17 protein-coding genes are annotated in these 21,912 nt (G+C 69.8%); 9 read left to right on the forward strand and 8 right to left on the reverse strand.

The features are described 5' to 3' along the window. The first annotated feature begins 100 nt into the window (after positions 1 to 100). Entirely contained in the window at positions 101 to 1,171 is a 1,071-nt protein-coding gene (locus ACFQUZ_RS29955; protein ID WP_377448296.1) for an MBL fold metallo-hydrolase, read from the forward strand. 129 nt (positions 1,172 to 1,300) lie between these two features. Here ACFQUZ_RS29955 and ACFQUZ_RS29960 read toward each other — a convergent pair whose 3' ends face one another. Beyond that, positions 1,301 to 2,812: a deoxyguanosinetriphosphate triphosphohydrolase family protein gene (locus ACFQUZ_RS29960; protein WP_377448229.1), complete on the reverse strand. Its 1,512-nt coding sequence runs from the start codon at positions 2,810 to 2,812 to the stop codon at positions 1,301 to 1,303. 72 nt (positions 2,813 to 2,884) lie between these two features. Then, positions 2,885 to 4,369, reverse strand: a complete 1,485-nt coding sequence (locus ACFQUZ_RS29965) for an APC family permease (protein ID WP_377448231.1) — start codon at positions 4,367 to 4,369, stop codon at positions 2,885 to 2,887. A gap of 275 nt (positions 4,370 to 4,644) precedes the next feature. On the opposite strand from ACFQUZ_RS29965, the gene ACFQUZ_RS29970 reads away from it, so the two are divergent. Both ACFQUZ_RS29970 and ACFQUZ_RS29975 read left to right on the forward strand, forming a co-directional pair. After that, entirely contained in the window at positions 4,645 to 5,289 is a 645-nt protein-coding gene (locus tag ACFQUZ_RS29970; protein WP_377448233.1) for a GPP34 family phosphoprotein, read from the forward strand. A 132-nt stretch (positions 5,290 to 5,421) separates the two neighbouring features. Beyond that, positions 5,422 to 7,908: a Tex family protein gene (locus tag ACFQUZ_RS29975; protein ID WP_377448235.1), complete on the forward strand. Its 2,487-nt coding sequence runs from the start codon at positions 5,422 to 5,424 to the stop codon at positions 7,906 to 7,908. 94 nt (positions 7,909 to 8,002) lie between these two features. Here ACFQUZ_RS29975 and ACFQUZ_RS29980 read toward each other — a convergent pair whose 3' ends face one another. The 6 genes from ACFQUZ_RS29980 to ACFQUZ_RS30005 form a co-directional block, all read right to left on the reverse strand. Continuing rightward, entirely contained in the window at positions 8,003 to 8,938 is a 936-nt protein-coding gene (locus tag ACFQUZ_RS29980; RefSeq protein WP_377448237.1) for an NAD-dependent epimerase/dehydratase family protein, read from the reverse strand. A gap of 22 nt (positions 8,939 to 8,960) precedes the next feature. Then, positions 8,961 to 10,079, reverse strand: coding sequence for a non-hydrolyzing UDP-N-acetylglucosamine 2-epimerase (gene wecB / locus ACFQUZ_RS29985; RefSeq protein WP_377448239.1), 1,119 nt, complete (start codon positions 10,077 to 10,079; stop codon positions 8,961 to 8,963). A 71-nt stretch (positions 10,080 to 10,150) separates the two neighbouring features. After that, positions 10,151 to 11,284 (reverse strand): NAD-dependent epimerase/dehydratase family protein, encoded by a 1,134-nt coding sequence (locus tag ACFQUZ_RS29990; RefSeq protein ID WP_377448241.1) that lies wholly within the window; start codon positions 11,282 to 11,284, stop codon positions 10,151 to 10,153. Next, positions 11,281 to 12,321: a polysaccharide biosynthesis protein gene (locus tag ACFQUZ_RS29995; protein WP_377448243.1), complete on the reverse strand. Its 1,041-nt coding sequence runs from the start codon at positions 12,319 to 12,321 to the stop codon at positions 11,281 to 11,283. Before ACFQUZ_RS29995 ends, ACFQUZ_RS29990 begins: the two co-directional genes overlap by 4 nt. Positions 12,322 to 12,437: 116 nt before the next feature. After that, complete coding sequence (locus tag ACFQUZ_RS30000) at positions 12,438 to 13,100, reverse strand: sugar transferase (RefSeq protein ID WP_377448245.1); 663 nt, start codon at positions 13,098 to 13,100, stop codon at positions 12,438 to 12,440. Continuing rightward, entirely contained in the window at positions 13,097 to 14,251 is a 1,155-nt protein-coding gene (locus ACFQUZ_RS30005) for a DegT/DnrJ/EryC1/StrS family aminotransferase (RefSeq protein ID WP_377448247.1), read from the reverse strand. Before ACFQUZ_RS30005 ends, ACFQUZ_RS30000 begins: the two co-directional genes overlap by 4 nt. Before the next feature lie 120 nt (positions 14,252 to 14,371). Here ACFQUZ_RS30005 and ACFQUZ_RS30010 point away from each other — a divergent pair, with 120 nt between their 5' ends. From ACFQUZ_RS30010 to ACFQUZ_RS30035, 6 genes are all read left to right on the forward strand, one after another. Beyond that, positions 14,372 to 15,625, forward strand: coding sequence for a glycosyltransferase family 4 protein (locus ACFQUZ_RS30010; protein ID WP_377448249.1), 1,254 nt, complete (start codon positions 14,372 to 14,374; stop codon positions 15,623 to 15,625). Next, entirely contained in the window at positions 15,622 to 16,302 is a 681-nt protein-coding gene (locus tag ACFQUZ_RS30015) for a GNAT family N-acetyltransferase (protein WP_377448251.1), read from the forward strand. Before ACFQUZ_RS30010 ends, ACFQUZ_RS30015 begins: the two co-directional genes overlap by 4 nt. Before the next feature lie 155 nt (positions 16,303 to 16,457). Next, complete coding sequence (locus tag ACFQUZ_RS30020; protein WP_377448253.1) at positions 16,458 to 17,792, forward strand: glycosyltransferase family 4 protein; 1,335 nt, start codon at positions 16,458 to 16,460, stop codon at positions 17,790 to 17,792. A 135-nt stretch (positions 17,793 to 17,927) separates the two neighbouring features. Continuing rightward, positions 17,928 to 19,745 (forward strand): polysaccharide biosynthesis protein, encoded by a 1,818-nt coding sequence (locus tag ACFQUZ_RS30025; RefSeq protein ID WP_377448298.1) that lies wholly within the window; start codon positions 17,928 to 17,930, stop codon positions 19,743 to 19,745. Positions 19,746 to 19,750: 5 nt separating this feature from the next. Then, on the forward strand, positions 19,751 to 20,437 hold the full coding sequence (locus tag ACFQUZ_RS30030) for an O-antigen polymerase (RefSeq protein WP_377448255.1): 687 nt from the start codon (positions 19,751 to 19,753) through the stop codon (positions 20,435 to 20,437). 31 nt (positions 20,438 to 20,468) lie between these two features. Then, positions 20,469 to 21,836: a lipopolysaccharide biosynthesis protein gene (locus ACFQUZ_RS30035; protein WP_377448257.1), complete on the forward strand. Its 1,368-nt coding sequence runs from the start codon at positions 20,469 to 20,471 to the stop codon at positions 21,834 to 21,836. The last annotated feature ends 76 nt before the right edge of the window (positions 21,837 to 21,912 follow it).

Genomic DNA, 21,912 nt, shown 5'->3' on the forward strand with positions numbered 1-21,912 from the left:
GGGGGGGGGCGGGGGCGGGGGACAGGGGGCGGCGGGGGGCTACGGTTGGTCGGTGAGCGATGTGCGGGCGAGGCGGCGTTGGCGGCGCGGGTTGGTGGCGGTGGCGGCGCTCGGCGTCGCGGCATGGGCCGTGCGGGACGTGCCGGCGGCGTTCGGCGGCCGGGCCACCGGCACCCGCGCCGGCCGGGTCGCCCGGTCCCCGCAGTTCCGGGGTGGCGCCTTCCGCAATCCGGTGGGGACCCGCACGGTGGTCGGAGCCGACGACCGCAGCCTGCTGCGGGAGCTGCTCTTCGGTGACCGGCGGCGGCGCCGGCCCGGCACGGCGGTCCCGGTCCGCCGGCCAGCCACCGGCCCGCGCCCGGAGGGGCTAGGCATCCTCTGGTACGGCCACGCCTCGGCCCTGATCGAGATCGAGGGTCGGCGGGTGCTCGTCGACCCGGTGTGGAGCGACAGGTGTTCGCCGTCCCGGCTGGTGGGCCCGCGCCGCCTGCATCCGCCGCCCGTCCCGCTGGACGAGCTGCCGCCCGTCGACGCGATCCTGATCTCCCACGACCACTACGACCACCTCGACATGGCGACCGTCCGCGGCCTGACCCGTGGCCAGTCGGCGCCGTTCCTGGTGCCACTGGGCGTCGGAGCGCACCTGGAACGCTGGGACGTGCCAGCGGACCGGATCATCGAGCTGGACTGGGACGAGACGATGCCGGTCGCCGGCCTGGAACTCACCCCCACCGCGGCCCGGCACTTCTCCGGCCGTGGCCTGCGCCGCGACCGGACCCTGTGGGCGTCCTGGGTCATCGCCGGCCGCCACCGGCGGGTGTTCTACACCGGTGACTCCGGCTACTTCGACGGGTACGCCGAGATCGGCGCGACGCACGGCCCGTTCGACGCGACGCTGATGCAGATCGGGGCGTACGACGCAGCCTGGCCGGACATCCACATGTTCCCCGAGGAGGCCGTCGCTGCCCACCTCGACCTGCGCGGTGACCTGCTGATCCCGGTACACTGGGGCACCTTCAACCTTGCCCTGCACCCCTGGGACGAGCCGGTGAACCGGCTCTGGCGGGAGGCGAAGGCGCGCGACGTGCGGCTGGCCGTGCCCCGGCCCGGCGAGTGGGTGGACGCCGACGACCCGCCGGCGGTCGACGGCTGGTGGCAGACGGTCGCCTGACCCGTCCAGCGGGCGAAGACGTCGACCCACGACGAGACCACCGCGCGGAGACGTCGACCCACGACGAGACCAGCGGACAAGGGCATCGGTCCGACGAGAGCAGCGGACGAAGGCATCGGCCGGACGAGTTCAGAGGACGAAGGCGTCGGTCCACAGAGCGCCGGAGCGGCCGGACATGGCGTCCAGCAACGCCACCGCCTGACCGTCGGTGAGCGCGGCGACGAAGTCGATCGTCGCCCGGCCGCGAGCCTTGCCGATCCGGTCGGGGGTACGCGGATGCAGTTCCGCCTCGGCCAGCTCCACCAGGTCGTGCAGCCGCTGCGGCAGCCGGGTCGACTCGTCCGGGTCGGCCAGCCACTCCGACAGTGCCTCCACCAGGGCGGCCAGCAGCCGACCCTGGCCGCGCTGGTGCAGGGCCAGGTCGGGCCGGTCCAACACGAACCGGTGGTGCACCAGCTTGAGCACCTGCACCTCGTGCCACTGGGTGGGGCCCAGCAGCACGTGGCCCGAACGGTGCGGCGGGTCGGCGGTCACCGTGATCGCGTCGACCAGCCGCCGGGTCCACCGGGACGAGAACCCGGCCACGTACTGCTCTGCCTCGATCGAACCGTCGAACGGCGCCGCCAGCAGACCATCCACCAGGTCGGCGCGGACGTGCTCGACGGCCTCGGCGAACGCGTCGCCGTCGCCGATCCAGCCGTCCTTGCGGTGCACCTGGCGGCGCAGCCGCTCGATCGACGCGCCGGGCCGCCGCCTCGGCACCGCGAGCGCGGCGTCCGTCAGCCCGCGGAAGGCGCCCCGCTCCCGCTGCCAACCGGTAAGCTCCGCCGCCACCGTGCCCTGCTGGAGCACCCCCACCCGGTGAAAGTCCTCCACGTCGTGGATGGCGTACGCGATGTCGTCGGCGATGTCCATCACCGACGCCTCGACGGTCTGCTGCCATTCGGCGATCCGCCCGGCGAACGGTTCCCGGGCCTGCCGCAGGTCGGCCGTCTCGGTGTCGTACGCGCCGAACTTCGTCGAGCCGCTCTCCGGATCGTCGGCCGGCGCGCCCGCCCCGCGCGGCGGCGGATCGAGCAGCCGGGGATGCGGCTCGGGGAATCCGCGCCGGGTCCACGGGTACTTCAGCATCGCGGCCCGCACCGCCGCGGTCAGGTCCAGCCCGATGGTCGCGGCCTTGCGGATCTCGGTGCTGGTGACGATCCGGTACGACTGGGCGTTGCCCTCGAAGCCGTCGGGCAGGCCGATCCGGTGGCGGGCCACCCGGTCGAGCACGCGCTCGCCGAGGTGCCCGAACGGCGGGTGGCCGAGGTCGTGGGCCAGTGCCGCGGCCTCCACCACGTCCGGGTCGCAGCCGCCGAGGCGGGCCAGGAGATCGGCGTACCGAGGATCCGCAGCCAGCCGTTCGGCAATCGCCCGGCCCACCTGGGCCACCTTGAGGCTGTGCGTGAGCCGGTTGTGCACCAGCAGGCCGGAGCCGCCGGGGCTGACCACCTGGGTGACGCCGGCGAGTCGGGCGAAGAACGGCGAGCTGGCGATCCGGTCCCGGTCGATCCGGTACGGATTGGTGGCCAGGTCGCCGGGCGCGCCGGTGCTGCCGCCGAACAGCCGGCGGGCCCGGGATTCCGCAGGTCCTTGCATGATCACTACGCTAACGCAGGCCGGCGGGTGGCGGAGCCGCGCTCCGCCACCCGCCGCCGACAACCGGCGCGGTCAGGCGCCGACCGGGACGTACTCGTCTTCCCGCGTGTCGACCTGCGTCGCCGAGCGGCCGATGCCCTCGTACACCTCGGGGCGGGTGGTGCGCAGCATGGCGCCCCAGATCAGGCCGACCACGGCGGCCAGGCCGACCAGGCCGGGCAGCACCCAGCGCAGGTAGCTCGGGTTCTCCGGGGCCAGCAGGGCGTTGAAGTTGAACACCAGGATGGCCAGCAGGGCGCCGAGCAGGATGGTGGCGATCACCGGGGCGACAAGCGTCTGGAAGGCGCTCTCCTCGGCCGGGCGGCGGCGGAAGAAGCCGACCACCGAGGCGGAGGTGAGCGTCATCAGCAGCACGAGGCCGACGGCCGAGGTGCCGCTCATCCAGGTGAACAGGTCGGCGACCGGGTCCCGGTTGGCGACCACGAACAGGATCACCACGACCAGCGCGAGGGTGGTCTGGGTCAGCGATCCGGCGACCGGCGCGGCCGAGCGGACGCTGGTGCGGCCGAGGAAGTCGGGCAGCACCCGCTCCCGGCCCAGGGCGAACAGGTAGCGCGCCACGCCGTTGTGGAAGGACAGCTGCGCGGCGAAGATGCTGGTGATGAACAGCACGGTGGCCACGTCGGCGAGCGTCGCGCTGCCGAACTGGGCGAGCGCCCCGAAGATCGCTCCCGGACCCTGCTCGGCCACCACACCCTGCACGTTGGCCGGGCCGTAGAGCACGCTCAGCGCCCATGCGGAGAAGGCGTAGAACAGACCGGTGAAGGCGATCGCGACGAAGGTGGCCCGGGCGACGGTGCGCCGCGGGTCGCGGACCTCCTCACTGTAGATGGCCGCCGACTCGAAGCCGGCGAAGGCCGCGATGCCCAGGGCGAACACCGCGCCGACCCCGGTGGAGAACAGGTTGCCCAGGTTGAGCCCGTCGAAGGCGACGGCGCCGCCGGCCGGGTTGCTGAAGGCGAAGAAGTCGAAGATGCAGACGGCGATGATCTCGGCGATCAGCAGGACGGCGAGAATGGTGGCGTTCAGGTCGACGCGCAGCACGCCGAGCAGGCCGACCAGGGCCAGCGCGCCCAGACCCCAGATGTACCACGGTGCGTCGACGCCGAACTTCGTGTTCATGAAGTCACCGAAGACCGCGCCGAACAGGCCGTACAGGCCGATGTTGATCGTGTTGTAGGCGACCAGCGCGATGAACGATCCGGCGACGCCCGCGGCCCGGCCGAGCCCGTTCGCCAGATACGAGTAGAACGCACCGGCGTTGGAGACGTACCGGCTCATGGCCGCGTACCCGACGGCGAAGGTGGCCAGGATGGCGGCCAGTACGAGGAAGGACACCGGGACACCCGTGTTGCTGGTGACCAGGAAGGTGGTGGTTACGCCACCGCCGAGCACGGTGAGTGGAGCCGACGCGGCGACCGTGAAGAAGACGAGGTGGACGACGCCGAGCCGGCGGCGCGCCAGTCCACTGTGGGAGGGGGGGTGGTTGGTAGACAACGAAGTCTCCGCACGTGAGGGGGTCGGGCTGGAATGACGACAACGGATCGTACGGGTGCAGTCGGTAATGTCTCAAGGTGCAGGCCGATAGGACAAACATTTCATCCGTTCGGCGCAGGAAGCATATGACGAGGGCGTAAAACACCGGTGACGGCGGGAGGCCGGTGCTTGAAAGGGCCGGTGGCATGCCGTAGGTTCTCGGCGGACCGTGCCGTGTCGATCACTGTACGGCTCCGTGCGCGGCCCCCCTCCGCCGGTGTCACCCAAGGAAGGCCATGACCGAATTCCGCCTTGCTGACGAACTGTTCCTGATTGGACATGACGAGTACACCGGCAAGACGCGGGTGAACGAGGAACTGCTGGCCACCGGCCTCGCTGGCGCGGTCCTCGGTGAGCTACTGATCAACCGCCGGATCAGCTGTCTGGGGGGCAAGGTTTCGGTCGTCGACCAGCGTCCCTGGGGCGAGACCGTCAGCGACGCGGCCCTGGGCGAGCTGCAGCGACGGATGGGCAGCTACGTCGTCCGGGCGTGGGTCGAGCACCTGCGCGACAACGCCCGGGAGGCGGTCGGCCGGCGCCTGGTGAACGCCGGCGTCGTCCGGCGTGAGGAGAGCCGCGGCATGCTCGGCCGTCGCAACGGCGTCCGGTTCCCCGGCGTCGAGCCGATGGTCTGCGCGCAACCCCAGGTCAAGCTGGCCTACCAGCTCGAACGTCCCGGCGTCATCCACCCCCAGATGGCCACCCTGGCCGCGTTGCTGCTCGCCGTCGGCCTGGAACACCTCCTGGTGGTCACCATGTCCCGGCAGGAGTGCAAGGAACAGCTCAGCCAGATCACCGCGAGCCTGCCCGAGGAACTGCACACCCTGGTCACCGGGGTGCAGGCGGCGACCGCGGCACTCGCCCTCACCGTCCGCCGCTGATCGGCTCGTTGCCGTCGGCGTAGCCATCGGGCAGTCCCGCCCCAGCAGGCGGCGCCGGCGGGGCGGTGCCGGCGGCGTCACCCCGGACCGGCAGAATGCTCGGCGGACAACCGGCGAGGGGCGGATCGGATCGTGACCCAGGCAGTACACCAGCGGATCGCCGACGAACTCGGCGTACGGGAGCGGCAGGTGCAGGCGGCCGTCGACCTGCTCGACGGCGGGTCGACCGTGCCGTTCATCGCCCGCTACCGGAAAGAGGTCACCGGCGGGCTGGACGACACGCAGCTACGCACCCTGGAGGAGCGGCTGCGCTACCTGCGGGAGTTGGAGGAACGCCGCGCCGCCGTGCTGGAGTCCATCCGCTCGCAGGGCAAGCTCGACGACACGCTCGCCGCGCAGATCCTCGCCGCCGACTCCAAGGCCCGGCTTGAGGACATCTACCTGCCGTACAAGCCGAAACGCCGGACCCGAGCGCAGATCGCGCGGGAGGCGGGCCTGGAACCGCTCGCCGACGGCCTGCTCGCCGACCCGACGGTGGAGCCGCGGTCCGCGGCGGCGGCGTTCGTCGACGCCGAGCGCGGCGTCGCGGACGCCATCGCGGCCCTCGACGGCGCCCGCGCCATCCTCGTCGAACGCTTCGCCGAGGACGCCGACCTCATCGGGTCGCTGCGGGAACGGATGTGGGCGCGGGGCCGGCTGGCCTCCCGGGTACGCGACGGACAGGTTCAGACGGGCGCCAAGTTCGCTGACTACTTCGACTTCGCCGAGCCGTACCCGAAACTGCCGTCGCACCGCATCCTGGCCATGTTCCGCGGCGAGAAGGAGGGCGTGCTCGACCTGACCATGGAGCCGGACGACGGCGCGGTGGACGCGACACAGACCGGACCCAGCGAGTACGAGGTCCAGATCGCCGCCCGGTTCGACGTGGCCGACCGGGGCCGACCCGCCGACCGGTGGCTGCTGGACACCGTGCGCTGGGCCTGGCGTACCCGCATCCTCATCCACCTCGGCGCCGACCTGCGGACGCGGCTGTGGCAGGCGGCCGAGGAGGAGGCCGTCCGGGTGTTCGCCGCCAACCTGCGCGACCTGCTGCTGGCCGCGCCGGCCGGCAGTCGGGCCACCATGGGGCTCGACCCCGGCCTGCGCACCGGGGTCAAGGTGGCGGTCGTCGACGCCACCGGCAAGGTGTGCGCCACCGACACCATCTATCCGCACGAACCGCGCCGGCAGTGGGACGCCTCCATCGACACCCTCGCCCGGCTGGCCGCGGCGCACCGGGTCGACCTGGTGGCGATCGGCAACGGCACCGCCTCCCGGGAAACCGACAAGCTGGCCGCCGAGCTGATCCGCCGGCATCCCGAGCTGAACCTGACCAAGGTGATGGTCTCCGAGGCCGGCGCGTCGGTCTACTCCGCCTCCGCGTATGCCTCCCAGGAACTGCCCGACCTGGACGTCTCACTGCGCGGGGCGGTGTCCATCGCCCGCCGGCTCCAGGACCCGCTCGCCGAACTGGTCAAGATCGACCCGCGTTCCATCGGGGTCGGGCAGTACCAGCACGACCTGTCCGAGATCAAGCTTTCCCGATCGCTGGACGCGGTGGTGGAAGACTGCGTCAACGGCGTCGGGGTGGACGTCAACACCGCCTCCGCGCCGCTGCTCGCCCGGGTCTCCGGCATCGGCTCCGGGCTCGCCGAGAACATCGTCCTGCACCGGGACGCCAACGGCCCGTTCCGGTCCCGGTCCGCGCTCAAGCAGGTGCCCCGGCTGGGCCCCAAGGCGTTCGAACAGTGCGCCGGCTTCCTGCGCATCCGCGACGGCGAGGACCCGCTCGACTCCTCCGGCGTGCACCCCGAGTCATACCCGGTGGTCCGCCGCATCCTCGCGAAGACCGGCGGCGACCTGCGATCGCTGATCGGAAGGAGCGCGATCCTGCGCGGCCTGCGGGCCACCGACTTCGTCGATGAGCGGTTCGGCCTGCCCACCGTCACCGACATCCTCGCCGAGCTGGAGAAGCCGGGCCGGGATCCGCGACCGGCGTTCCAGACCGCCACCTTCGCCGAGGGCGTGGAGAAGCTGACCGACCTCTCCCCCGGCATGCTGCTGGAGGGCGTGGTCACAAACGTCGCCGCGTTCGGCGCGTTCGTCGACGTCGGCGTGCACCAGGACGGGCTGGTGCACGTGTCGGCCATGTCGAACACCTTCGTCAAGGACCCGCGGGACGTGGTCAAGCCCGGTGACGTCGTACGCGTCAAGGTGATGGACGTGGACGTGCCGCGCAAGCGGATCTCCCTCACCCTGCGGCTGGACGACGAAGCTGGCGGTGGCTCGGGTGCCGGCCGGGACGGTGCCGGGTCCGCCGGCGGGCGGGACCGGTCCGCCGGCGGGCGGGACCGGCGCGGCGGCGGGTCCGGGTCCGGTGACTCCGGATCCGGCGGGTCCCGCGCCGACAGATCCGGATCCGGCGGATCCCGGTCGGGTGATTCCGGTACCCGGGCCGGCGGATCCGGCCGGGGCGGACAGCGGCAGGGCCGGGGCTCCGGCGGCTCGGGCTCCGGCGGCGGGGCGATGGCCGACGCGCTGCGGCGGGCCGGCCTGGACAAGGGACTCGACCGGCGCTGACCCTCGCGTTCCTATCGCGATGACGGCGCCGCGGGGCCTTCAGCTTGCCGTCGAAGGCCCCGGCGCGAAACCCCGGAAGTGGCCCATTTGGGGTTTACCCACGGCCGCCCGGCAGGCTGGTCCCCGAATCGCCGGGGACCGGCTCGGTGTCGGCCCAGAGGAACTTCAGGGAGTCGATCAGCTCATACGTCGGACGCCACGCCAACTCGCGCGCGATGGTGGTGATGTCCCCGCGCATCCAGCCGACGCCCGCAGAACGGGCGGCGTGCGCCGAGGGCGTACCTGTGCGCACCTCGCCGGGGAAGCCGCTGACCGTGACGAGCGTTTCCACCGCCTCCCTCAGGGTCACCGTGCGGCCGCTGGCTACGTTGAACACCCGGGAGGAGATGTCGGACGGTGCGAACACCGCCGCCCGAACCGCCGACGCGACGTCCCGCACGTCGACGAAGTCCCGATGTGAGTCGAGCAGGCCGATCTCAACGTAGTCCGAACCCCGTGCCATCGCCCGGCGTAGCGAGTGGGCGGTGTGGCCAAGGAGGCTCGTAGCCGGCAGACCCGCACCCACCGGGTTGAAGACCCGCAGGACGATCGTGTCGACCCGCCCGGACCGTCCGGCGATGTCCGCCAAGTGTGTCGCGGCGAGTTGGCTCACCCCGTATTCGCTGATCGGGACAGCGGTATGGTCCTCGCGGACCACCGCACCGTGCGGCACCCGGCCGTACTCGGCAGCCGAACCGATCCGGAGGAACCTGGCTCCTGGGGCAGCGGCCACCACGGCGTCGATCAGCTTGGCTGTCACGACGGTGTGTGCCTGGATCAGGTCGGAGCCGCTGCCGGAGACGCGTCCGGCGCAGTTGACGATCGCGTCCGGCCGCGCCGCGCGGATGGCCGAGGCCAGCGCGGTGACATCCGAGGCCACCAGGTCACACGCGGAACGGCTGGGACAAACCAGGTCGGCGTGCGGTGCGAGCGACGCCCGGACGTACCGGCCGAGGAACCCCGACGCACCGAAGAGCAGAACCGTCGTCACGGACCCTACCCCCAACCGATACTCATCGGCGTATACCCGCCCACTCGTGGTGCCGACGGACGGTGGACAGGATGAAGTCGACAACGCGTCGGGACGTGTCCGGAACGAGGTAGTCGTCGGGACAGGGCACCCCCTCAACCGCCGCCTGGTCCACGGCGATCCGCACCGCCTCGACCACACCGCCGGGGTCCAGGCCGGACATGATGATCCCGCCGGCGTCCAACGCCTCCGGCCGTTCGATGGACTCCCGCAGGGTGACCGCCGGAAATCCCAGGATCGCCGACTCCTCGCTGATGGTGCCGCTGTCGGACAGGGTGCAGAATGCCTGGGTCTGCAGCCGCACATAGTCGATCAGGCCGAACGGCTCGTGGAACGTCATGCCGTCGAACAGGGTGGCCTCGATCGCCTCGAGGCGTTTCCGGGTACGCGGATGGGTCGAGACGAGGATCGGCAGGTCCCACGTGGAACGCACGGCGGTGAGGCACTCCAGTAGCCGACGCAGTCGGGCCGGATCCTCGACGTTCTCCTCGCGGTGGGCGCTGACCAGGACGTATCGGCCGGGGCTCAGTCCCAGTTGAGTCAGGACCGTGGACCGCTCGATGGCGGGCCGGTAATGCGTCAGCACCTCCCGCATGGGCGACCCGGTGTGCAGGATCCGGCGGGGGTGCAGGCCCTCGGCGAGCAGGTTCCGCCGGGCGTGCTCGGTGTAGACGAGGTTGAAGTCGGAAACGTGGTCGACGAGTCGACGGTTCGTCTCCTCCGGCACGTTGAGGTCGAAGCACCGGTTGCCGGCCTCCATGTGGTACACGGGCACCCGCATTCGCCGGGCCATCAGGGCGGCGATGCAGCTGTTGGTGTCCCCCAGCACCAGCACCGCGTCCGGTCGCAGCTCGGTGATCGCCTGCTCCACCCCGACGAGCACGCCACCCAGCACCGCGCCGAGCGACCGGGTGTCGACCCGGAGGAACCGATCGGGATCCCGCAGGCCGAGTTCGGTGAAGAACACATCCGACAGGTTCCGGTCCCAATTCTGGCCGGTGTGCACGAGCACGTGGTCCACCGTACGGTCCAGCCGGCTCATCACCCGGGACAGTCGGATGATCTCGGGCCTGGTGCCCACCACAGTCATCACCCGGGTCATGCTTATCAGTACTCCACTCGACTCGCGGACGGTCAGTGGTGAGTCGGTCCCACTCCCCCGGACCTCCGGCCTCACGGTGCGGGATGGACAGATTCGACAACCCGCTGATCAACCGGCTCCGGATAAGTGTCGGGTCGGCTCGGGTCGTACAGCTCGTTCGCCCAAAACAAGGTCACCAGATCGGCCGTTCCCGTGTTGGTGATGTGGTGGACCCAACCGGTCGGCATGTCGACGACGACTGGCCGATCCCCCGACACGGGGAATCTGAGGACCTGGTCGTCCTCGACGCGCCGGAGGCTGATCCGGCCCTCGCCACGCAGCACACAGAACCGTTCGACCTTGGCGAGATGGAAATGCTCACCCCGGGTAGCGCCCGCACGGGTGGTGGAACAGTAGGTCTGCCCGGACCCGGCGCGCGTTCTGACCAGCTCGACCAGCTCGCCCCGGGCATCGGAGTGCGGGGTCAACGGCATCGGGTAGTGGTCCGGGAAGCAGTGCGACCGGTACGTGTTGAAAAGCCGAACACTGTGCCGGGAGGTTAGTGGCGGAATGGTCCCGCTCCGGTAGTCGGCCGCGTACTCGTCGAGCCGGTCGGCCAACGCTCGTACACCCACCCGGAGAACGGGCATCGTGCTGTCCCAGGATCCGGTCATCGGTGCCTCGATGAGCCGCGCCGCCGCGTCACCGACGTGCACCAGTTCCAGTGCGCGGTCTTCGTGGACCTCCGGGCTGTCGCCGTTCGCGAGGACCCGGCAAAACGTGGCGACAACCGAGTTGTAGAAGGGCCGACCGTGTTCGCCGTACAGGTTCGGCAACCGGACGTCATCGAGCACGTACCCCACGTCGGCCGCCGCTGCCAGCGTATCGGCCGCCGTTGCTTTCGCGTCTCCGTACGGTGTGCCGTTGCCCGACTGGACCGAGTTGGCAAACACGATCCGTTTGGGCGGGGTGCCGCACCGGCGGAGCCCGGCCGCCAGGTGGGCAGCCGGGTTCACGTTGCCCGCAACAACGTCCGCCGCCGTGCCGCGGTTGGCCCCGGCGAGGTGCAGCACGACGTCCGCTCCGGCCATCGCTTCGCTGACTGTCTTCGGATCAGTCAACGCCTGACGTCCGAGCAGGACCGGAGCGGGCCACCCCAGGGCGCGCATGAGGACCCGGACGTGCCAGCCGAGGAAACCCTCACCACCGGTGATCACGTAACTCACAACGTCACCCTCAGGTCCTCAGCACCGAGCTCGGCGCGGATCTCCGGCAACGCGCGGAGTAAGGCCACGATCTCGGCGACGGCAAGCCTGGGAGCGTTGGCGGAATTGAAGTCCGACAACACGCCACCAGTCCGTTCACCCTCGGACACGTAGAGCGCATAGTTGAGGTCCCGGGCATCGAGGGGCACCCGGAAGAAGTCACCGAAGTCCTCGGCGTGCGAGAGTTCCTCGCGGCTGGCCAGCGTCTCGTCAAGCTTCTCGCCATGCCGCACCCCGATGAGGTCGATCTTGGACGGCCTATCGAAGAGTTCACACAACGCCATCGCCAGGTCGCTGATGGTGCAGGCGCTCGCCTTGCGGATGAAGACGTCACCGGAACGAGCGTGCGCGAACGCGTGTTCGACCAGTTCCACCGAGTCGGTCAAGGACATCAGGAACCGGGTCATCCGCGGGTCGGTCACAGTGGGGTTGCGGCCCGCCTTGAGTTGCTCCACGAAGAGCGGGATGACGGAGCCGCGAGAGTACATGACGTTCCCGTACCGCACACATGACACGGTCGTGGGGCTACGGGGATTGTTACGGGCATGGGCCTGCACGACCTTCTCCATCAGGGCCTTGCTCATGCCCATCGCGTTGACGGGATAGACCGCTTTGTCCGTGCTCAGGGCGACGACCGCCCGGACGCCGTTTCGATCTGCGGCATCGACGACGTTCGAGCTTCCCAGAATGTTGGTGCGGACCGCCTCAAGGGGGAAGAACTCGCAGGAGGGCACCTGCTTGAGCGCTGCGGCGTGGAACACGAGCGACACATCCCGAGTGGCCCGCAGAACGGTGTCGAAGTCCCGGACGTCACCCACGTAGTACCGGACCCGGTCGTCATTGACCGCGCGACGCATCTCGTCCTGTTTGGCCTCGTCCCGGCTCAGGACGCGCACCTCGGCGACATCTTTGTCGAGAAGCCGGCGCAGCATCGTACGACCGAAGGAGCCGGTACCGCCCGTGATAAGAACCCGCTGTCCGACAAAGGAGGAATCCACTGACGCTCCTGGTTGATGGGGACGAAGGCGACCACAGGCTCAACGACCCGCGGCACCGAGAGTCACGGCTCACGCCGCTGGCCAGGAGGCGGATCCCCTAGCCAGCGGCAGCTGGCCTAGACCGACGAATCCCGCAGCGCCGGCTCCCGTACGCCGGCGGCATCCCCCAGCCCGAAGCCGGCCTCTCCTTCTGGGCGAGTGAATATCGCGCGCGCCGTCGCTGCGAGGAGACGCAGGTCACCGAGGAAACTCCGGGTCCTCACATACCGCACGTACAGGTTGACCTTGCGGGGCAGGAGAACACGTCGGTAGTACTCCTCAGGCTGGGCGACCCGGGCCAGCCAGGCTGATTCGTGCCGGAAGGCGAGGATCGCCGGATCGGTGAGCCCTGGCCGCGCCGCCAGGATCACCTCCCGCGCCTCGACCGGCCAGCAGGCGACGTATTCCGGCACCTCTGGCCGCGGTCCGACCAGGCTCATCCTGCCGCACAGAACATCGAGGAACTGTGGCAGTTCGTCGAGTTTGACGAGCCGCAGGAACCGCCCCACCCGGGTGATGCGGGTATCCGAGTCAATGGTGACCGAGAGGCCGGGAGCGTCCCGCATGGTGCGGAACTTACGCATTCGGAATATCCGGCCGTGCCGACCCACCCGCTCGTGCCGAAAGAACACCCGCCCGCCGTCATCGAGCTTGATTGCCACGGCCACCGCCAGGAACACGGGCGCCAACAGGAGAAGCGCCAATGCCGCGACGGTGCCGTCGAAGATCCGCTTGATCACTGCAGGGCCTTCCGAACGACACCGGCGACGAGGTCCACCTGCGCGTCGCTCATGGCGGAGAAGAGCGGCAGGCTGACCACGCGGGAAAACTCGCGGCTGGCCACCGGAAACATCTCATCGGTCAGGGCATAGCGCGTGCGCCAATACGTGAAGGTGTGCAGGGGGATGAAGTGCAGCCCGGTGGACACGCCCATCCGTGACAACTCGTCGACGAACCGGTCGCGGTCGATCGGGGCATCCGGCCGGATCCGCACCTCGAAGATGTGCCAGGCGTGCTGGTCTCCCCCGGGCACCGGAGCGGGCAGATCGAGCGGCAGGTCCGCGAATGCCTCCCGATAACGCTCGGCGATCCATTCCCGGCGAGCCCGCATCTGTTCCGCGCGACGGAGTTGGACCAGGCCGAGGGCGGCCGCCGGATCGGTGAGGTTGTACTTGAACCCGGCCGCCACCACGTCCAACTGCCAGGCCGGGCGCTCACTGCGATACCGAGCATACGCGTCCCGGTCCAGGCCGTGCAGGCGCATGGTCCGCACCCGCGCGGCGAGGGACGCGTCCCGGGTAACCACCATTCCGCCCTCGCCCGTCGTGATCGGCTTGGTGGCGTAGAAGCTGAAGACGGTGGCGGAGCTGTCGCCACCACCCACCGGAACGCCCGCGCTGGCCGCCGGAAACGCGTGGGCCGCGTCCTCGACGACGGCGAGTCCGTGGCTGGCCGCGAACGACCGGAGCGCGGCGCCGGAGATCGGACGGCCAGCGAAGTGCACCGGTATCACCGCCGCGGTGCGGGCCGTCACGGCCGCCGCGGCGGCGTCCAGGTCCAGCGCGAGCGTTTCCGGATCGACATCCACGAACACCGGATCCGCGCCCAGGTGAACGACGATCTCAGCGGAGGCTGTCCAGGTCCATGTCGGAACGAGGACCTCCATTCCCGGGCCGATGGCGAGTGCCTCCAGCGCCAGGTGCAGACCCGCGGTCGCGGAATTGACCGCCACCGCGACGACTCCGGTGCCGCACTGCTCGGCGAACCGTCGTTCGAACTCGGGTACCAGCGGGCCGCTGGACACCCAGCCCGACCGGAGCGCGGTCGTCACCGAGGCAATCTCCTCCTCCCCGATGTCGGGGAGCGAGTACGGCAGGTGTCGGTCACCCATCAGGGTCCTCCTGATCATGGGAACGCCCCCATTGCTGCAAATACTAGGGCATTTATCCCGTCTCATAGCTATCTAATGGAATCAACAGTCGTTTGTACCGGTATGATCGATGTGCCATCCATGAGGCTTGGCCTGCTCACCCAGTGGTTCGCACCGGAACCTGGACCGGCCAGCCTGCCCGCGGTGCTCGCTCGGGAACTGGGCCGCCGAGGACACGACGTGCGGGTGGTCACCGGCTTCCCGAACTACCCAACGGGCCGCGTCATGCCGGGTTACCGGTTGAGCCGCCGAATGGACGAGGTAGTAGACGGCGTCCACATCCGCCGGGTCGCCCTCTACCCCAGCCACGACGCCTCGGCCATCCGCCGACTGACCACATACGGCACGTTCGCGGTCTCGGCGGTCGCCTCCGGAATGGACGCGCTGCACGGCCTGGATGCCCTCTGGGTCAGCAACTCTCCGATCACCACCGCCCTACCGGCGTGGTGGGCGCGTTTCGTGCACCGGATCCCCCTGGTGCTACACGTTCTCGACCTGTGGCCCGACGCCGTGGCCCCGAGCGGTTTCCTCCCCGACGCGTCCACCGGCAGGTCCATCGGCCGGCAGACGATCGAGCGGGCCATGCACGGGTGGTGCGGGGCCATGTACCGCTCCGCCGCCCAGGTCGCGTACATATCGCCGAGCGTTGGCGACCTGCTGGCGGGCCGCGGCGTGCCGAGAGAAAAGTTGGCATACATCCCGATGTGGGCGGACGAGACACCCGTATCGGCGCCCGGTGACCTCCGCACCGAGCTCGGTCTTCGTGACGACCAGATAGTCCTGGTCTATGCCGGGACGCTCGGCGAGACCCAAGGGCTCGACGTCCTGCTCGACGCCTGCGCTCTCGTCGACGACCCCCGGTTGGTGTGCCTGATCGCCGGGTCGGGACTGGCCGAGGATCGGCTACGCACCCGGGCGAAGGAAGCCGGCCTCCGGTCAGTTACCTTCCTCGGCCGGCTGCCGCGAACAGACATGCCCGCGTTGATGGCGGCCGGAGACGCGCACTTCGTCAGCCTCCGGCCAACCGGGATGGCGCCGTACACAATGCCGAGCAAGGTACAGGCGATCCTCGCCGCAGGTCGTGCCCTACTGACCGCCGTGGACGGTGACGTCGCCACCGTGGCCCGCGACAGCGGCGCCGGTATCACGGCCCGCCCGGGAGACGTCAGCTCGATCGCGGACGGCATCCGGGAACTGTGTCAACTCGGCCGCGAGAAACTGCACCTGCTCGGCCGGGCCGGGCGCGACTACTACCGTCGAGAGTTCTCCCTGGCGACCGGGGTACGACGGGTGGAGGCCGCGCTACATGCCGCCGTGATCGGAGGACGCCGGTGAGTGAGACGACCCTCGATCCCAGCGACACCCTCGAACCCGCCGATATCCGCGCCGCGGCGGCCCTGCACACGCGCGCGTTCCCCCACTTCTTCCTGTCCAGCCTCGGAGAGCGATTCCTACGCGAGTTCTACTCGGGGTTTCTCTCCGATCCGGACGCGGTCACGGCCGTGACGCGGACCGCCAACGGTCGGATCCTCGGTGTCGCCGTCGGCACCCTCACGCCGGACCGGTTCTTCCGACGCCTCCTACGCACCCGGGGGCTCCGATTCGCTCTGGCGGGACTGCCGGCCGCCCTGCGTCGGCCACGAACAGCGCTCCGCCTGCTCCGGGCCATCGCCTATCGCGGCACGGTACCGGTCGGAGCCGAGGGAGCACTGCTCAGTTCCATATGTGTCGACCCGACCGCCCAGCACGCCGGCCACGGCCGTTGGTTGATCGAAGCATGGTGGCTCCGGGCACGGGAGCGCGGTGCCCGGAGCGCCTACCTGATCACCGACCGGGTCGACAACGAGGCGGTGAACAACTTCTACCGCCGCGCCGGGTGGACCCCCCGGGGTAGCTACACGACCCCGGAGGGCCGCCCGATGAACTGTTACGTCGTCGCCGACCACACGGCGGGCGGGCCGGGCGCCACCAGCGGGCCGAGGCCACCGGCATGTCGGCCGGAAAGTTCCTAACGACGCCGTCACACGCTGGTTACGGTACGCGGTCGACATGCGGCCCCCAGGTCACGGTCACGCCTTTCATACCGCGACCGTGACGTGGACTCCGTCGTTCTAGAGCCTGACACCGTTGACACGCCGTAGCCCTGTCGAGGCAAGGAAGAGAGTTCATGAGAGCCCTCATCACCGTCGAGTCGCGCTATGTCCGGAGCCCGGACGGCACCGTGTGGACCTACGACAGCTACGCCTACCAGTTCTTCGCTCACTACCTGACGGCCTTCGACGGCGTACGGGTGGTGGCACGGGTCCAGGATGTCCCGAACCCGCCGGCGAAGGCACACCCGGTGGGTGGCCCAGGCGTGACGGTCTGGCCCCTTCCGTACTATCAGGGACCGCGCCAGTATCTGCGGCGTCTGCCTGCCGTCCGCCGCTCGCTGGCCGGGGCGGTGGCGACGGACGACGGGCCGGCCGCAGTGATCCTGCGGGTCCCGTCCTTCATCGGATCGCTGCTGGCCGGGCTGCTGGACCGACAGGGACGTCCATACGCCATGGAGGTCATGGCCGACCCGTACGATGCCTTCGCGCCCGGATCGATGAGCCATCCGCTTCAGCCGCTGGTCCGCCTGCGGTACAGCGCCCGCCTCAAGCAGCTCTGTCGCCGAGCCATCGCGGTGTCCTACGTCACCGACTCCTACCTCCAGCGGAGGTACCCGCCCGGCCGCACCGCGCTCTCGACGGCGTACTCGTGCGTGGACCTGTCCGCGGATGCCTACGTCGCTCGACCACGAGACATCGAGCGGACCAGCACCGCCCGCACGCTGATCTCTGTCGGTTCGCTCGACTGGATCACCAAAGGGGTCGACACGACCATCGCCGCCCTGGCCCGGCTCAACGCCGCCGGTCACCAACTCCGGCTGGTGCACCTGGGAGACGGCCGTTGCCGCCCGCGGCTGGCGGAGTTCGCCGCCCGACTCGGCGTCAGCGACCAGGTCACGTTCGCCGGTCATCTGCCTGCCGGCGAAGCGGTCCGCCGGCAACTCGACGCAGCGGACATGTTCGTGATGCCCTCCCGGGCCGAGGGCATACCCAACGCCATGGTGGAGGCCATGGCCCGCGGGCTGCCTGCCATCGGCAGTCACGTCGGCGGCATTCCGGAAGTGCTCCCCACGAGGTATCTCGTGCCGCCCGACAACGTACCGGCGCTGGCAACCGCCATCGATCGGCTGATTACGGACCCGGAGCTGATGGCCACCGCCTCCGCCGCCAACCTGGGACGGGCGGCGGACTACTCGGCTGAGGTCCTGCTGCCTCGGCGAAGCGCCTTCTACCAGCAGCTCCGCGCGGCAGTGGAGCAAACCACCGGCATCGAGCGCAGCCAGCGACATCATCCTGCCGCCGCCGAGGCCGAGGATCGGCTGGCCACCACCGGAACCCGCACTGGTGTCGCGGCGTCCGGTCCGACCGAGGTGGAGCCGGTGACGAGGCCCGGCAGCGACGGCTCCTGACCCGGTTCGACCTCCGGCTCCGCCGGACACGCGAACAGACAACGCCATGCCCGACCAAGGGAGCCGCACGTGGAGTCCACCGTTCCAGGCACCACACCCGGACCGGCCAGCCACACCAGCCTCGGCAGGGTGGCGATGCGTCGGGCGCCCGTGCTGCTGGGCAGTGACATCGCCGCTTGGACGACCGGCTGCGCCCTGGCAACGTGGGCGACTGACAACTTCCACATCACCGTCGACCAGTTGCTGGTGGCGCTGGGCATAGGCCTTGTCGCCGGCCTGCTCCACGGGCTGGTTCGCCGGATCCTGGACCGGTACCTGGGACGGCACCCGCTGGGCAGCCTTCCGGAAGCGCAGTACCTGGTCCTCACCAGCGCCGGGACGGCGACCCTCGGATTGGCCGTGCTGCTGGCCACTCCCGCTCCGCAGGTGCCCGCCAACACCCCGCTCGTCGGCGCCGCCATCGCTGTCGTCCTGATGCTGGAGGCACGCTGGATCCTCCGCAGGGTCGGTGACCGCCGGCTTCGACCAAATGCCGGTTCGGCCACCCCTGTCCTGCTGTTCGGACTGGGAGTGGCCGGGCAAGGGTTGCTCCGGGCGCTCCTCAGTGACCCGGACAGCCGGTACCTCCCGGTCGGCCTGCTTGACGACGATCCCGACCGGCGGCGACTGCGGTTCAGCGGACTGCGGATGCTCGGTGGTCGGGACGACATCGCTGACGCGGTGGCCCGGACGGGAGCCACCACCCTAATCTTCGCGGTGGCGAGCGCCGACGCCGAACTGGTCCGGGACATCCGGACCCGAACCTTGGCCGCGGGAGCGGACTTCAAGGTCCTGCCGCCGGTACGGGAGTTGGTGGACGATCGGATCCGGGTCGCGGACGTCCGCAGTCCCGAGATATCGGATCTGCTGGGACGCCGCCATGTCGTGGCCGACCTGGTGACCAATGCCACCGGGCTCACCGGCCGGCGGGTGCTCGTCACGGGAGCCGGTGGGTCCATCGGCTCGGAGTTGTGCCGGCAGATCATGCGCGCTGGACCCAACGAGCTGATGATGCTCGACCGGGACGAATCAGCCTTGCATGCCCTGCAACTGTCCCTCTCCGGCCGGGCCCTGCTCGACGGCCCCGAACTCATCCTCGCCGACATCCGCGACGCCGAGGGAATCCGACGGATCTTCGCCGAGCGGAGACCGGAGATCGTGTTTCACGCAGCCGCCCTCAAACACCTCACCCTGCTGCAACGGCACCCCGGCGAGGCCGTCAAAACCAACATCCGAGGCACCCAGAACGTCCTCGACGCCTGCCACGATGTGGCGAAGTTCGTCAACATCTCCACCGACAAGGCGGCGAATCCCACAAGCGTGCTCGGATACTCGAAACGCATCACGGAACGGCTGGCCGCACACGCGGCGGGTGTACTCGACGGCACGTTCCTCAGCGTCCGGTTCGGCAACGTGCTGGGTAGCCGGGGCTCGGTGGTGAACGCCTTCCAGGCGCAGATCGACGCGGGACTGCCGATCACGGTCACCCATCCGGACGTCACCAGGTACCTGATGACCGTGCAGGAGGCGGTCCACCTCGTCCTGCAGGCCACCGCCATCGGGCGTGACGGCGAGGCGTTGGTGTTGGACATGGGAGAGCCGGTCCGGATCGACGATCTCGCGCGTCAGCTCCGTGCCCACGCCGGGACGTCGGTCGACATCGTCTACACCGGCTTGCGCCCCGGCGAGAAGCTCCACGAGGAGCTTCTGGGCGCGAGCGAAGCCGACGTTCGACCACTCCACCCATTGATCTCCCACGTCACCGTTCCGTCACTGGATCCGACGGAGGTGGCGACGCTGGATCCGTTCGAGGATCCCGCGAAGGTGATCGACCGGATGATCTGGCTCTGCGGGCAGCCCCACCACACCGGCGCCCCGTCGACGGCAGCCACGACCGCCATGCCATGGGAGTAGTCAACATGTTGTCGGCGGGTGACGTCCCGCTGGCACTTCCGGTGGCCGCCGCAGTTACCCTGACGCGCGCGACCGGGCCCCTCGCCCTGTGGATCTGGGGCCAACCGAACGATACGGGCGCGTTTCATTTCCGGACGCTCATCGGTATGACGAACGACGGTCAGGGATGGGGCTACAGCATCCCGGCCGAGGGTGCGTTGAACTTCGGGTTGCCCGGTGTCCTGCTGCTCCCGTTCGTGTACGGGCTGGCGCTCGCCTGGCTCTACGCCCGGTTCTCCGCGGCACCCACCCGAGCCTTGGAGCTGATCTACAGCATCGCCGCCGCCTCGGTGCCCTTCGCCTTCCGTTCTGACGTCCACGGCGCGGTCAAACTAGGGCCTGCTTCCTGGATCTCGGTGGCGCGAGGCGGAGTCCAGGCGGCGATCCGGCAAGGCGGCGGTTCGTCCGTATACCGGTGTTGTATCCGGACGAACCGCCAACGCCGCCGGGCGTCGTCTGGGCCCGCCGCAGCCCGCCAGAGATCCAGGAGACAGGCCCTAGCGCTCTACCCGGCGATCGGGCTGGTGTTCGCGTTCGGTATCGCGGCATGGGAGAAACGGACTGCGGCCAGCACGCGCACACTCGACCACCTGGGAGTCGTCCTGTGGAAACCTCCGGCAGCGCTACCGCGAACCCCACCCCAAGGTGGTTGACCGGCACACCGACCACTTCGGTGGGTCTCCGGTGATTCGTCGCCCCACGGCGGGGCGCCGGGGCGGCGGAGAAGGTTCGAAGGGCACCACCGTTCCCACCCAGCCGTCGGGCGCACCGGTCCGGGTCCGCCTGCAGACCGCGGCCACCTCCTCCGCCACCCTGCTGGCCGGCGTCGTCAATGCCGCGATCCTCGCGCTGAGCGCCCGCTTCGGCCAGACGGAGGAAATCGGGGCGTACACGGTCATGACGGCCGCACTCGCCTGGGTTTCGATCATCTTGGTCGGTGGATCTTCGATGCTGTACCTGAGCGGATCCGAAGCGGAGCGCCACGCCGTTCGTAGTCAACGGTTGCTGGTCGCCGTCCCGGTCCTGGCCGCGGCAACGATGGTCGTGGCGGTCGCCTACAGCGGCCGGGGCTACAGTCTGTTCGCGCTGGTGGCGGCGGGAGTGACGGCCATCGGCAACAACCTCTTCGAGCTTCAGTCGGCGGACCTGGCCCGGCAACTGCGATCCGCGTGGGCGGCCTTGGTCATGTGTGTCACGAAGCTCCTGGCACTCGTGATGGTGCTCGCCGGGCTTCCGCTGACCGCGGCCCTCGCGATCGCCACGCTCGTACTACTCGCCGCTGCGGAGGCGCTGTGTTGCCGGGGAGCCGCCGGTCGCCGGCCGCTGTGGCGCAACCTCTCAGCAAGGTCCGGGCTGGCGGCCTTCCGCCTCAACCGACAGCTCTTCGTATACAGCGGTGCGGAAGCATTCGTCAGTCGAGTTCCCACCCTGATGCTGTCCCTCGTGAGCACCCCCGTGGTGATGGGATGCTTCGGCGCGGTGGTCGGCATCTACCAGGCGCTCGCCTCGGTGCCCTACAGCGGTCTGCGGACGTCGGCGGCGATGCGCGCCCGACACCGACATGATCCGGAAATGCGGTCGACGCAGGGGTACGAGGGGGAGATCCTGATGGCCGCGGTGGCAGCGATCATCGCCATCGGCACGGTGCTGACCGCACCGTGGGTCACGGAACTGCTACGGCTGCCCATGGCCGACTCGACGTTGTGGCTGCGCCTACTGATCCTGGCGATGCCGTTCCTCGTCATCACCCGGGCCGTCTCGTTGAACCTCATCGTCAGCGGTGACCACCGCAGCGCCGTCCGGAACGCGGTCCTCGTCGCCGTCCTGACCGGACTGGCCCTCGCGGCCCAACTGCCGGGACTCACGCCGACCGAGGCGGCGGCCACCACGCTGGCCGTGGAGATGACGAACCTACCGGTGCTCGTCGCCGTCACCGTACTCGCGCGTCGGCGCAAGCGTCGAGGCCCGCCCACCCCCCGAGGTCGGCACCGGACGGGGACCGCGACGACGCCTGTGAACGCTGCTCCGTCCGTGCCCACGAGCTTCTCCTGATCGCCCAGCGGGCGCCAACGGCTATCTCCCTGCCGGATCCAGCGCATGCCATGAATCGTTGAGATACACGGATGAA

The sequence above is a fragment of the Plantactinospora sp. GCM10030261 genome (assembly GCF_042666615.1).
In the GTDB taxonomy this organism is placed as follows: Bacteria; Actinomycetota; Actinomycetes; order Mycobacteriales; family Micromonosporaceae; genus KBS50.